Here is a 13,268-nt window from a genome sequence, read left to right on the forward strand (position 1 = left end):
GGGGCGGCGGGGGCGAGAAAGCCAAGGCCTCAGCCGCATCCCACGTGTCACCGGGCAACGCCCCGGCCCCACGCGCCAGCGCGAACAGTGCGTCCAGATCGCACCCCTCCCGCACCTGCGAACCCATCGCCGCAACAGCAGCAACCGCCTCAGCCCGCCGCTCGGCAACAGGCACCAGCCCAAGATGCCGAGAGGGAGTACCCACCTGCTCAACCCGCCGCAGAACACCCAACACAGGCACCCCGGACGCGTCCAACGCCTCCCGCAGCATCCCCTCGTGCCGCTCGGACCCCACCTTGTTCAGGATCACCCCACCGATCCGCACCTCCGGATCCCAGGAGGCAAACCCATGCACAAGCGCGGCCACGGACCGCGACTGAGAAGAGGCATCCACGACCAGCACCACAGGCGCCCGCAGCAACTTCGCCACATGAGCGGTGGAGGCCAACTCCCCTTCCCCCGCGGCCCCGTCGAACAGCCCCATCACACCCTCGACGACAGCGAGATCACACCCCCGCGCCCCATGGGCGAACAGCGGCGCGACCAACTCCGCCCCGCACAGATACGCGTCGAGATTCCGCCCCACCCGCCCGGTGGCGAGCGCGTGATACCCGGGATCGATGTAGTCGGGCCCCACCTTGTGCGGGGACACGGCAAGCCCCCGCGAGGCGAACGCGGCCATCAACCCCGTGGCGACGGTGGTCTTGCCGCTGCCCGAGGAGGGCGCGGCAATGACCAGCCGAGGGACGGAAGAACTCACCACTCGATGCCCCTCTGCCCCTTCTGGCCGGCGTCCATGGGGTGCTTGACCTTGGACATGTCGGTCACGAGGTCGGCGAGTTCGACAAGCTTCTCGGGGGCGTTGCGTCCGGTGATCACGACATGCTGGGTCCCGGGCCGGTCCCGCAGCACGGAGACGACTTCGTCGACGTCGATCCACCCCCAGTGCATGGGATAGGCGAACTCGTCGAGCACGTACAGCTTGTACGTCTCGGCGGCCAGATCCCGCTTGACCTGCTCCCAGCCCTCCCGAGCCTTCTCCTCGTTGTCCATCTGGGCGTCCCGCTGTACCCAGGACCACCCCTCACCCATCTTGTGCCAGTCGACGGCCCCGCCTTCATCGGATGCTCCCAGCACCCGAAGCGCGTTCTCCTCGCCGACCTTCCACTTCGCCGACTTGACGAACTGGAAGACCCCGATGGGCCAGCCCTGATTCCAGGCGCGCAGCGCGAGCCCGAAGGCGGCGGTGGACTTGCCCTTCCCGATTCCGGTGTGCACGACCACGAGCGGCCGGTTCCGCCGCTGACGAGTCGTCAGCCCGTCGTCGGGCACCACACTCGGCTGTCCCTGCGGCATTACGCGGCCCTCCTGCTGTTGCCCTGAACATCCCTGACGAGCCCGGCGATCGAGTCGGCCCGCAGCTCGTCCAACGTCACGGCCGTACCGCCGAGTTCACCCGCGAGCTGCCCGGCGAGCCCGAGCCGTACGGGCCCGGACTCGCAGTCGACGACCACGGAGGCGACCCCGTCGGCGGCGAACAGCCGAGCGGCCCGCCCGGCGAGCGCGACGGGCTCCGGCCCGCCTGTGGCCCGTCCATCGGTCACCAGGACCACCAACGCCCGCCGGGCCGGATCCCGCAACCGCTCCACCCGCAGCACGTCGTGCGCCCGAAGCAACCCGGCGGCGAGCGGGGTACGCCCACCGGTGGGCAGCGACTCCAGCCGGACCGCCGCCGCGTCCACCGAGGACGTGGGCGGCAGCGCCACCTCGCCCGTCGACCCGCGGAAGGTCACGAGCCCCACCTTGTCCCGCCGCTGATAGGCGTCGAGGAGCAGCGACAGCACCGCCCCCTTGACGGCGCTCATCCGCTGTCGGGCCGCCATCGAACCGGAGGCGTCCACGACGAACAGCACGAGGTTCCCCTCGCGCCCCTCCCGCGTGGCCTGCCGCAGATCGTCACGCCGGACCACGAGACCCGGCCCGGACCGGCCGCGCGCCCGCTGATGGGGTGCCGCGGCCTGCACGGTGGCCGCCAAGTGCAGCTTCGTGAGGGCTCCTTGGGGCCGACGCGCCCCGGTGGTCCGCCCGTGTTCGGTCCGCGCCCGCGACCGCCGCCCGGCGGCGCCCTCGCCGAGGCCGGGCACGCTCAGGACCTTCGTACGGAAGGGTTCGGCGGCCCGTACGGGAGCCTGCTCGCCCGCCCCCGGCGACGGCGCCTGCCCGCTCTCGGAGGGCTCGCCCTGCGCGGGCACCTCACCGGAGCTCTCACCGCTGCCGTCGTCGTTGCCGCCGTCGGGCCCTTCCTGAGGCGGCTGCCCGCCGCCTCCGTCGGGCCCGTCCGGATCCGGATCCTCGTCGCCGGAGTCGTCCGAACCATCGGAACTGTCGGAACCCCCCGAGCCGTTGGAGCCGTCCCCGCCCCCGAACTCCTCCAACGTCTCGTCGAGCTTGTCCTCGTCAAGTCCCGGCGCGTCGAAGGGATTTCGCCGCCGTCGGTGCGGCAGTGCGAGGAGCGCGGCCTGCCGTACGTCCTCGGCGAGCACCTCCGTGCGCCCGGCCCAGGCGGCCAGGGTGGTGGCGGTCCGGGCCATCACGATGTCGGCGCGCATGCCGTCCACCTCGAAGGCCGCGCAGGTCGCCGCGATCTGCCGCAGCGGCCCGTCGCCGAGCACGACCGACGGCAACAGCTTCCGCGCGGCCACGATCCGGGCGCGTACCGCGGTCTCCTTGTCGGCCCAGCGCCCGGCGAAGCCGTCCGGATCGTCGTCGTACGCGAGCCGCCGCCGCACGACCTCGACCCGCTGGTCGGGCTCGCGCGAGGCGGCCACCTCGACCGTCAGCCCGAACCGGTCGAGCAACTGCGGCCGCAGTTCGCCCTCTTCGGGGTTCATGGTCCCAACCAGCAGGAACCGGGCCGCATGCCGTACGGAGACACCTTCGCGCTCCACGTACGAGGCACCCATCGCCGCCGCGTCCAACAGCAGGTCGACCAGGTGGTCGTGGAGGAGGTTGACCTCGTCCACGTACAGGATCCCGCGGTGCGCGTCGGCCAGCAGGCCCGGCTCGAAGGCCTTCACGCCCTCGGCCAGCGCCCGCTCGATGTCCAGCGCGCCGACGAGCCGGTCCTCGGAGGCGCCGACCGGCAACTCGACCATGCGCGCGGGCCGTTGGACTCCGGGCCCCACCTCGTGCGGCCCGTCCGGGCACGCCGGGTCGGGAGCGGCGGGAGCGCACGAGAACCGGCAGCCGGCGACGACGTCCACCTCGGGCATGAGTGCCGAGAGCGCGCGCACGGCCGTCGACTTGGCGGTGCCCTTCTCGCCGCGTACGAGCACACCGCCGACCGCGGGTGACACGGCGTTCAGGAGCAGCGCGAGCCGCAGGTCGTCCTGTCCGACGACAGCCGTGAACGGAAAGGGGGTACTCACTGGTCGTCGCCCTCCAAGTCGCCTTCGAGCTCCAGGTACGTGGCGCGCAGCCGCTCCAGCGTCTCGGCGTCCGGCTCGGCCCACAGCCCGCGGTCCGCCGCTTCGAGGAGCCGCTCCGTGATGCCGCGCAGGGCCCAGGGGTTGGACTTCTTCATGAAGTCCCGGTTCTCCGCGTCGAAGACGTACTCCGCGCTGAGCTTCTCGTACATCCAGTCGTCCACGACCCCGGCCGTGGCGTCGTACCCGAAGAGGTAGTCGACGGTCGCCGCCATCTCGAAGGCGCCCTTGTAGCCGTGGCGCCGCATGGCCGCCATCCAGCGCGGGTTGACGACGCGGGCGCGGAAGACCCGGTGGGTCTCCTCGCCGAGGGTGCGGGTCTTCACCTGGTCGGGGGTGGCGGAGTCGCCGACGTACGCCTCGGGGCTCGCGCCCGTCAGGTGGCGCACCATGGCGACCATGCCGCCGTGGTACTGGAAGTAGTCGTCCGCGTCGACGAGGTCGTGCTCGCGGGTGTCGACGTTCTTCGCGGCCACGGCGATCCGCTTGAACGCGGTCTCCATGTCCCCGCGCGCCGCCCGCCCGTCGAGCCCGCGCCCGTACGCGTAGCCGCCCCACACGGCGTACACCTCGGCGAGGTCGGCGTCGGAGCGCCAGTTGCGCGCGTCGATGAGGGGGAGCAGACCGGCACCGTACGCGCCGGGCTTCGAGCCGAAGATGCGGGAGGTCGCGCGCCGTCGGTCGCCGTGCTCGGCGGTGTCCTCGTCGGCGTGCGCGCGGACGTAGTTCCGGTCGGCGGGCTCGTCCAGGTCGGCCACCGCCCGTACCGCGTCGTCGATCAGCCCGATCACATGCGGGAACGCGTCCCGGAAGAAGCCGGAGATGCGCACCGTGACGTCGATACGCGGGCGGCCCAGCTCCTCCAGGCCGACGACCTCGAAGCCGGTGACGCGCCGCGAGGCGTCGTCCCACACCGGCCGGCAGCCCAGCAGCGCCAGGATCTCCGCGATGTCGTCACCCTGGGTGCGCATCGCGGAGGTGCCCCAGACCGTCAGACCGACGGACTTCGGGTAGTCGCCGGTGTCCTGCAGATACCGCTGCACGAGCGAGTCGGCGAGCGCCTGCCCGACCTCCCAACTCAGCCTGGACGGGATCGCCTTGGGGTCGACCGAGTAGAAGTTGCGGCCGGTCGGCAGGACGTTCACGAGTCCGCGGGTCGGTGAACCCGAGGGGCCCGCCGGGACGTAACCGCCGTCCAGGGCAAGGAGGATGTGGTCGATCTCGTCCGTCGTACGGGCCAGACGCGGCACCACCTCCCGGCACGCGAACTCCAACACCGCGACGGCGTCCGGGAGTTCGGTGCCCAGGACCTCGCGTACGAGAGCGGGCACGGCTGCGGCGTCCCAGGCGCGCTCCTCCATGCCCTCCGCGAACCGGCGGCACAGCTGCTCAAGGAGGTCGATCGCGTCGGCCGCCGACCGCGAGGGGCCAGAGACCAGATCGCTCAGCTCGACCGGCACCTTCAGCGGCGCACCGGGCTCGCCCAGCAACTCCTTCTCGACCAGGCCGAAATGCTCGGCGAGGCAGGCCCGCAGACCCGGCAGCGCGTTCGCCGCCCCGCCCCACACCTGAGAGGCCCGCAGCACGGCCAGTACGAGGTTCACACGCGGCTCGGCCTCCGGGCCGCCGCCGAGAATGTGCAGGCCGTCGCGGATCTGCACGTCCTTGATCTCGCACAGATAGCCGTCGATGTGCATGACGAACGAGTCGAAGGCGTCGTCGTCCGGCTGGTCGTCCACATGCAGGTCGTGGTGCAGCTCGGCCGCCTTGACCAGCGTCCAGATCTGGGCCCGCACGGCCGGGGCCTTCGTCGGGTCCAGGTCGGACACGAGCGCGTACTCGTCGAGGAGTTGCTCCAGCTTCGCCAGATCGCCGTACGTGTCCGCGCGCGCCATCGGCGGCACGAGGTGGTCGACCACCGTGGCGTGGCCGCGGCGCTTGGCCTGGGTGCCCTCGCCGGGGTCGTTGACGATGAAGGGGTAGACGAGGGGGAGTTCACCGAGGACGGCGTCGGGCGCGCAGCCGCCGCTGAGCCCAAGTCCCTTGCCCGGCAGCCATTCCATCGTGCCGTGCTTGCCCATGTGCACCACGGCGTCGGCGCCGAAGCTGTTGTCCAGCCAGCGGTACGCGGCCATGTAGTGGTGCGACGGCGGCATGTCCGGGTCGTGGTAGATCGCGATCGGGTTCTCGCCGAAACCGCGCGGCGGCTGGATCATCACGACGACGTTCCCGAACTGGAGGGAGGCCAGCACGATGTCGTCGCCGTCCACGTACAGGTTGCCCGGCGGCTCGCCCCACGCCTCCAGCATCCCGTCGCGCAGGTCGGGGTCGAGCTTGTCGAACCAGGCCCGGTAGTCGGCCAGCGGCACGCGTGCGGGGGCCGAGGCGAGCTGCTCCTCGGTCAGCCACTCGACGTCGTGGCCGCCGGCCGCGATGAGCCGGTGGATCAACTCGTCGCCGTTGTCCGGGTATTCGGTCAGGGCGTACCCGGCGTCCCGCAGCGCGTCGAGAACTCGTACCGCCGAGGCGGGGGTGTCGAGACCGACCGCGTTGCCGACCCGGGAGTGCTTGGTCGGATAGGCGGTGAAGACGAGCGCGAGCTTCTTCTCCGCGTTCGGCTTGTGCTTCAACCGGGCGTGGCGCACGGCGATTCCGGCGACCCGGGCGGCCCGCTCGGGGTCGGCCACGTACACCGGGACGTCGTCGGGACCCTGTTCCTTGAACGAGAACGGGACCGTGATGAGACGTCCGTCGAACTCCGGGATCGCGACCTGCATCGCCGCGTCCATGGGGGAGAGGGCGGCGTCGGACCCGGCCCAGGCCGCCCGCGACGAGGTGAGGCAGAGCCCTTGCAGGACAGGAACGTTGAGGTCGGCGAGCGCGCCGATGTCCCACGCCTCCTCGTCACCGCCCGCGGACGCCTGCGAGGCGTGCGTGCCACCTGCGGCGAGGACCGTGGCGACCAGCGCGTCGGCCTTGCCGAGGATCTCGTAGAGGCCCGCGTCGGCGTCGCGCAGCGAACCGCAGTACACGGCAAGGGCGTTGGCGCCCCGGGCCTCGATCGCGTCGCACAGGGTGTCCACGAAGGCGGTGTTGCCGCTCAGTTGGTGGGCCCGGTAGAAGAGCACGCCCACGGTCGGACGGCCCTCGACGTGCGCGCGCTCGCCGTGGACCCCGAACTCGGGCATCTTCCGCGGCTCTTCGAAGCCCTCGCCCGTCAGCAGCACGGTGTCGGAGAGGAAGCGGGCCAGCTCGGTCAGGTTCTCCGGGCCGCCCTCGACGAGATAGCGCAGCGCCTCCGCGACGACACCGGCGGGCACGGACGACTCGGCCATCAGCTCCGCGTCGGGGACGGACTCCCCGCCGAGCAGCACGGTCGGGATGCCGGACGCCTTGAGCGCGGCGAGCCCGTCCTCCCAGGCACGCTTGCCGCCCAGCAGCCGTACGACGGCGACGTCCGCGCCCCGGACCAGCGCCGGAAGCTCCTCCGCGACATCCACGCGGGTGGGATTGCCGATCCGGTACGCGGCGTCGGCGGCACGCGCCGCCAGCAGATCCGTGTCGGCGGTCGACAACAACAACACTGTGCTCATGCGGGTGCTCCCGGTGGAATGAAAGGCAGTCCTGTCGGCGCGCCGGACTCGATGAGCCGCCACAGCGCGTCCGTGTCCGCGTGTTCCTCGATCAGATCGCCGAGCCGGTCCAGCTGCTCCTCGCGCAGCGACCCGAACGACGTGTCGGCGGCCGGTACGAAGCGGCGCCCCGCGGCGGCGGCCACCTCGCGAAGGAAGGCCCGGCGGAAGCCGTCCGACTCCAGCGAGCCGTGCCAGTGGGTGCCCCAGACCTCGCCGACCCGGCAGCCGTCGAGGAAGGGTGTGCCGCCGGTGACCTGGGCGACCCCGTGATGGATCTCGTACCCCTCGACGGGCTCGCCGAGCGCCTCGCCGACGGGCCGGGTGAGGGTCTTCTCCCGCGCGAACCGCACCCGCACGGGAAGGAGTCCGAGCCCGTCCACCCGGCCTGCACGCGACTCGACCTCGTCCTCGATGTGCTCGCCGAGGATCTGGAAGCCGCCGCAGATTCCGAGCACGGGACGCCCCTGCGCGGCCCTTCTGGCGAGGGCGTCCGCGAGGCCGCGCTCCCGCAGCCACTCCAGGGCCCTGACCGTGCCCCGAGTGCCGGGCACGACGACCAGGTCGGCGTCGACGAGTTCCTCCGCCCGGTCCACGAACCGCACGACGACGCCCGGTTCGGCGGCCAGCGCGTCCACGTCCGTGAAGTTGGACATCAGCGGTATCGCGCAGACGGCGACCCGCAGAATGTCCTCGCCGACGGGGGAGGAGACCTCGGACTCCCGGACCGAGCCTCTCAGAGAGACCCTCAGTCCGTCCTCCTCGTCGATGCCGAGACCGTGCTGGAAGGGCAGGACCCCGTACGTACGACGCCCGGTGAGGTTCTCGAGCATGTCGAGGCCGGGCTCCAGCAGGGACACGTCCCCGCGGAACTTGTTGACGAGGAACCCGGCGACGAACTCCTGGTCCTCGGGCGAGAGCAGCGCCACGGTCCCGAAGAAGGAGGCGAAGACACCCCCGCGGTCGATGTCGCCGACGACGAGCACGGGCAGCCGCGCGTTGCGCGCGATCCCCATGTTCACGATGTCCGTCCGCCGCAGATTGATCTCGGCGGGACTGCCCGCCCCCTCACAGATCACCGCGTCATACGTGCCCCGCAACTCGGCGAGGCACTCCAGCACGGTCCCGAGGAGCTGTTCCTGCCGCCCGCCGTGATAGCCCCGGGCGCTCATCTCCCCGACGGGCTTGCCCATGAGGACGACCTGACTGCTCCGGTCGCTGCCGGGCTTGAGCAGCACGGGATTCATGAGCGCGGTGGGCTCCACGCGCGCGGCCTGCGCCTGCATGGCCTGCGCCCGCCCGATCTCGGCGCCCTCCCGCGTGACGAACGAATTGAGCGACATGTTCTGCGCCTTGAAGGGCGCGACCTTGACTCCCTGCCGCACCAGCCACCGGCAGATCCCGGCCGTCACGACGCTCTTGCCCGCGTCGGAGGTGGTGCCGGCGACGAGCAGCCCGCCACCCGTTCCCCCACTCGTGCCCCGACTCATGACGTACGCCCCTTCGCGCGAAGGCCGTTGACGAGGAGCCGCCCGGCGACACTCACGCCGAGCGCGAGCAGGCCCACGCGCCGCGAGAGCCGTACGGCCCGCTCGATGTCCCCGACCTCCACGGCCTGGCCACCACCATTGAGTACGGGCCGGTGCTCGACCCTTCCGGCATACGAGAGCGTCCCGCCCAGCCGCACGCCGAGCGCCCCCGCGAACGAGGCCTCGACGGGCCCGGCGTTGGGGCTCGGGTGCTTGACGGCGTCGACACGCCAGGCGCGTACGGCCCCGCGCGGATCGCTGCCCGCGACGGCCGCGAGGACGGCGGTGAGCCGCGCCCCCGGCCAGCCCGCGACGTCGTCGAGCCGCGCGGAAGCCCACCCGTACCGCCGGTACTTGGCGGACCTGTGCCCGACCATGGCGTCGAGCGTGTTCACGGCACGGAATCCGACGAGCCCCGGCACACCGGCCGCGGCGCCCCACACGAGGGCGCCCACGACGGCGTCGGAGGTGTTCTCGGCGACGGACTCCACGACGGCCCGGGCGATCCCGTCGGCGTCCAGCGCCTGCGGATCCCGCCCGCACAGGTGGGGCAGCCGCTCCCGGGCCACTTCGACGTCCCCGGCGGCGAGCGCCCCGCCGATGGCCCGGGCCTCCCGTCCGAGCGAAGTCCCGCCGACGACGGACCAGGTGGCGGCGGCGGTCAACGCGACGGACGCGATGCGAGAGGTCCGTACGGAACGGTCGGCGACGGCGGCGAGGGACACAGCGCCACCCACACACACGGCGGTGTGCAGCGCGCCCCACCCCCGGTGGTCCCGCCACAGCACCCGCTCCACGGCGCCCGCGGCCCGCCCGAACGCGGCGACCGGATGCCCCCGGCGAGGATCGCCGAGCAGCAGGTCACCGAGGAGGCCGGCGGCGGCGCCGTACGCGAAGACGCGATCGGCACGCATCGGTTCAGCCGACCGTCAGATCGGGCACAACCGTCGCTCGAAAGGCACTTGGGCAGCCGCGCATGGCGATTTGTCCTCACTCAGGGTGTCCACGCCCTGGTTCGACGAGACCGACGGCGAGAGTTCCTGGCTCCCGGGGGATCGATTCCCCGGTAACAGTGGCGGGACCGCGCCGGATTCGCACCGGCTTCCTCTCCTGCCGCCGTACATGGCTCCGGCAGTCCACCACGCCCACGAACACCCGTCAACTTGCCGTTGACCTGCGACGGGAGAGTGTGCTGAGGCCCACACACGGACACGACTCCGCCCCGCCGACCGTGGGGTCGACGGGGCGGAGTCGTGCGTGACGGAGGTGCCGTACGCGTCAGGCGACGATCAGATAGATCCCGTACGCCACCGCCGCCGCGCACGCGGCGAAGCAGGCGTACGCGCCCGTGACCGCGAGGGTCGCGGTGTCGCCCTGGGCGGAGGCCGACTCGCGCTTGGAGAGGCCGACGATGCCGAGGGTGAAGAGGCCCACGAGGGCGACGGTGACGATGAGGCTGACTCCGAAGACGGAGCCGAGGGCTGCCCAGTCGATCTTCATGCTGTGGGTTCCTTACACCGTGGCCGGGCGGGCGGGCTCGGTGGCGTCCGGGCCCGGGATGGTGGTCTTGAGTTCGTCGGCCGCGGCGACCGTGCCCGCCGGCGGCGGGGTGACGGCGGCGATGGCGGTGGTCACGACGCCCGCGGGCTCGCCGCCGACGTCGTTCACGTTGTCGACGGTGACGGGCTGGCGGCGGGAGAGCGTCCAGATGACCGCCGAGCCCGCGATCAGCAGCGCGCCGGTGAGGATGATGCCCCAGGTGCCCTGCTTGGTGAGGAACTCGGCGCCCGCGCCGACCAGACCGGCGGCGGGAAGCGTGAGGCCCCAGGCGACGAACATACGGGTCGCGGTCGACCAGCGGACGACGCCGCCCTTGCGGCCGAGGCCCGAACCCATCACGGCGCCGGAGCAGGACTGGGTGGTGGAGAGCGAGAAGCCGAGGTGCGAGGAGGCCAGGATGACCGTCGCGGCGCTGGTCTGGGCGGCGAAACCCTGCGGCGGAGCGAGGTCGGTGAGGCCCTTGCCCATGGTGCGGATGATGCGCCAGCCGCCCAGGTAGGTGCCGAGCGCGATGGCGATACCGGCCGAGACGATGACCCACAGGGGAGGGTTCGACCCGGGCGCGATCACACCGCCGGTGACCAGGGCGAGCGTGATGATGCCCATGGTTTTCTGCGCGTCGTTCGTGCCGTGGGCCAGCGAGACCAGGCCCGCGGAGGTGATCTGACCGGCGCGGTAGCCCTTGGAGGTCGCCTGCTCACCGGCCTTCTTGCTGATCCGGTACGTCAGCCGGGTGGCGAGCATCGCGGCGAGGCCGGCCACCAGCGGCGCGGCGATCGCGGGGAGCAGGACCTTGGTGACGACGGTCGAACCGTTCACCGACGACCAGCCGGCCGACATGACCGCGGCGCCGATCAGGCCGCCGAACAGTGCGTGGGAGGAGCTGGAGGGCAGACCCAGGAGCCAGGTCAGCAGATTCCACAGGATGGCGCCGACGAGCGCCGCGAAGATCACTTCGGTGCGGATGCCCTCTTCGTTGATGAGGCCGCCGGAGATCGTCTTGGCGACCTCCACGGAGAGGAACGCACCGACGAGGTTCAGCACGGCGGACATGGCCACCGCCGTCTTGGGCTTCAGGGCACCTGTCGAGATGGTCGTCGCCATCGCGTTGGCTGTGTCGTGGAAACCGTTCGTGAAATCGAACACGAGAGCGGTAACGATCACGATTCCGAGGAGGAGCGTGATGTGTTCCATTTACCCAGGCTTCTCTTGGACGTCAGTGGCACAGGGACCGTAGGCAACCTGGATGAACGGAAGATGAACTGAGGGGGGCAGTGGGGTGGCGCGATAGAGGTGCCACCATTCCGCTTGTGTCGGAGTGGCGGCGAGAGGTCTCGAACAGAGGCGGAATTCAGGGGTCCGCTACCCCTGCTGTCCCCTCGCGAACGCCCTGAGCTGATTCAGGGATCCGTTGAAGAGATTCTGGTCACCCGGCAGGCTGCCGCCGTTGTCGTACTGCCAGAAGGTCCAGAAGTTCCAGCCGGACGGCAGTGACCCCGCCGTCGAGCTGTAGCGGGCCAGCCACAGGGGATGGTTCGCGGCGAACGCGGCGCTGTTGCCCGTGCACATCTTCCACCAGTTGTAGTTGGTGTAGATCACCGGCCGCCGGCCGGTCTGCCGCCTCACCTCGTTGCTGAAGGCCTTGATCCAGCTGACCATCCTGCTCTTGCTCAGGCCGTAGCACTTCTTCCTGCCGTACGGGTTGTACTCGATGTCCAGCGCGGGCGGCAGCGTCCAGCCGTCCGCCCGCCAGCCGCCGCCGTTGCGCACGAAGTACGCGGCCTGTGTCGTCCCCGAGGACTTGTGCGGCAGAGCGAAGTGGTACGCCCCGCGGATGATGCCCGCACCGCGTGCCCCGTTGTACTGCTGGTTGTAGTACGGATTGCGGTACGTGTGCGACTCGGTGGCCTTCACATAGACGAACTTGGCGCCTTTGCTCTTCGCGCTCGACCAGTTGACGTCCTTCTGGTGCGAGGACACGTCGTGGCCCTTGGGCTTGGCAGCCGCCGAGGCCGGCACCTCGGCGAGAGCGGTGCCGCCGAGCGCCAGCGTCGCCACTGAGGCGGCGACGAATCGGGCGCGCTGACGGGACGGTTTGCGATCACGAGCCATGCTTCCCCCGGAATGGCGACGTGCACGAAAAATCTCCCAGAGGCTACTGGAAGATCCCTGAAAGCCCGTCGCATGCCGGTCATTCGTTCCCGGCAGGCGATTCATGCCCTTGTGCGCCCTTTCGGATGCGTCGGTCGCGTCCTAAAGTGCCCCGCCCGCCCCGGGGTTGAGCTGCGCGGCTGGCAGGATCGCGGCATGGCTGAACAGCGGCGGGACACAGGGGACGGGCGGGGCGCGGGGGAGCGGGACGCGCCCCCGGCGCGGGAGGCGCTGGAGCGGGCGTGGGACGAGCTCGTGGCGACGGCCCGCCGGACGGCGGCCGAGGGTCTGGTCGTCGGCACCTCGGGCAACGTCTCGGCGCGCGTGGGCGACACCGTCCTGGTCACGCCGAGCGGAGTCCCGTACGACCGGCTGGCCCCCGAGGACCTCTGCGGGGTCTCGCTCGACGGCCGGCAGGTGCTCGGTTCGCTCGTTCCGACAAGCGAAGTGCCCATGCATCTGGCGGTCTACCGAGCCACTGACGCGCGGGCCGTCGTCCACACCCACGCGGTGCACGCCACGGCCGTCTCGACCCTCGTCACCGAGTTGCCGCTCATCCACTACATGGCCGCCGCGCTCGGCGGTCCCGTCCGCGTGGCCCCCTACGCCACCTACGGCACGGAAAAGTTGGCCGAGAACATGCTCCGGGCCCTCCGGAACCGCACAGCCTGCCTCCTCCAGAACCACGGCACCCTCACATACGGAGCCACTCTTCCCCAGGCCTACGACCGCACGGCCCAACTGGAGTGGATGTGCCGCCTCTGGCTGACCGCCTCGTCCCTCCCCGGCCACACGCCCGCACTGCTGACCCCGGAACAGGTGACGGAGGTCGCGGAACGCCTTGAGGGGTATGGCCAGGGGCGGTGACGGGCACGCCTGGTGGCGGTGGCGGGGCCGAGGCCGAGGTGGGG

General features: G+C 71.3%; 10 protein-coding genes and 1 riboswitch. Of the genes, 1 reads left to right on the forward strand and 9 read right to left on the reverse strand.

Annotated elements, in window-relative coordinates:
* The 9 genes from AOK17_RS32720 to AOK17_RS32760 all read right to left on the reverse strand — a co-directional run.
* Window positions 1–760 (reverse strand): cobyrinic acid a,c-diamide synthase CobB (locus tag AOK17_RS32720; protein WP_079053411.1); only part of this gene is annotated, 760 nt, incomplete at its 3' end.
* A complete protein-coding gene (cobO, locus tag AOK17_RS32725; RefSeq protein WP_055616201.1) occupies window positions 757–1,356 on the reverse strand; it encodes a cob(I)yrinic acid a,c-diamide adenosyltransferase in 600 nt (199 codons plus the stop codon). The genes AOK17_RS32720 and cobO, both read right to left, overlap by 4 nt.
* Entirely contained in the window at window positions 1,356–3,428 is a 2,073-nt protein-coding gene (locus AOK17_RS32730) for a putative cobaltochelatase (RefSeq protein WP_055616202.1), read from the reverse strand. The genes cobO and AOK17_RS32730 overlap by 1 nt, the downstream gene beginning before the upstream one ends.
* The gene (gene cobN, locus AOK17_RS32735; RefSeq protein ID WP_055616203.1) at window positions 3,425–7,078 is read right to left on the reverse strand and encodes a cobaltochelatase subunit CobN; all 3,654 of its coding nucleotides are present in this window, start codon (window positions 7,076–7,078) and stop codon (window positions 3,425–3,427) included. Before cobN ends, AOK17_RS32730 begins: the two co-directional genes overlap by 4 nt.
* A complete protein-coding gene (locus tag AOK17_RS32740) occupies window positions 7,075–8,607 on the reverse strand; it encodes a cobyric acid synthase (protein WP_055616204.1) in 1,533 nt (510 codons plus the stop codon). The genes cobN and AOK17_RS32740 overlap by 4 nt, the downstream gene beginning before the upstream one ends.
* A complete protein-coding gene (locus AOK17_RS32745; RefSeq protein WP_055616205.1) occupies window positions 8,604–9,560 on the reverse strand; it encodes a cobalamin biosynthesis protein in 957 nt (318 codons plus the stop codon). The genes AOK17_RS32740 and AOK17_RS32745 overlap by 4 nt, the downstream gene beginning before the upstream one ends.
* 98 nt (window positions 9,561–9,658) lie before the next feature.
* Window positions 9,659–9,802: riboswitch (cobalamin riboswitch) on the reverse strand.
* A 122-nt stretch (window positions 9,803–9,924) separates the two neighbouring features.
* Window positions 9,925–10,146, reverse strand: a complete 222-nt coding sequence (locus AOK17_RS32750; RefSeq protein ID WP_055616206.1) for a hypothetical protein — start codon at window positions 10,144–10,146, stop codon at window positions 9,925–9,927.
* Window positions 10,147–10,158: 12 nt separating this feature from the next.
* Window positions 10,159–11,400 (reverse strand): inorganic phosphate transporter, encoded by a 1,242-nt coding sequence (locus tag AOK17_RS32755; protein ID WP_055616207.1) that lies wholly within the window; start codon window positions 11,398–11,400, stop codon window positions 10,159–10,161.
* A 168-nt stretch (window positions 11,401–11,568) separates the two neighbouring features.
* Window positions 11,569–12,318, reverse strand: coding sequence for a lysozyme (locus tag AOK17_RS32760; RefSeq protein WP_055616208.1), 750 nt, complete (start codon window positions 12,316–12,318; stop codon window positions 11,569–11,571).
* A 195-nt stretch (window positions 12,319–12,513) separates the two neighbouring features.
* Between AOK17_RS32760 and AOK17_RS32765 the strand changes: the two genes are divergently transcribed.
* On the forward strand, window positions 12,514–13,224 hold the full coding sequence (locus AOK17_RS32765; protein ID WP_055616209.1) for a class II aldolase/adducin family protein: 711 nt from the start codon (window positions 12,514–12,516) through the stop codon (window positions 13,222–13,224).
* The last annotated feature ends 44 nt before the right edge of the window (window positions 13,225–13,268 follow it).

The organism is Streptomyces phaeochromogenes, from assembly GCF_001418655.1.
GTDB lineage: Bacteria > Actinomycetota > Actinomycetes > Streptomycetales > Streptomycetaceae > Streptomyces > Streptomyces phaeochromogenes.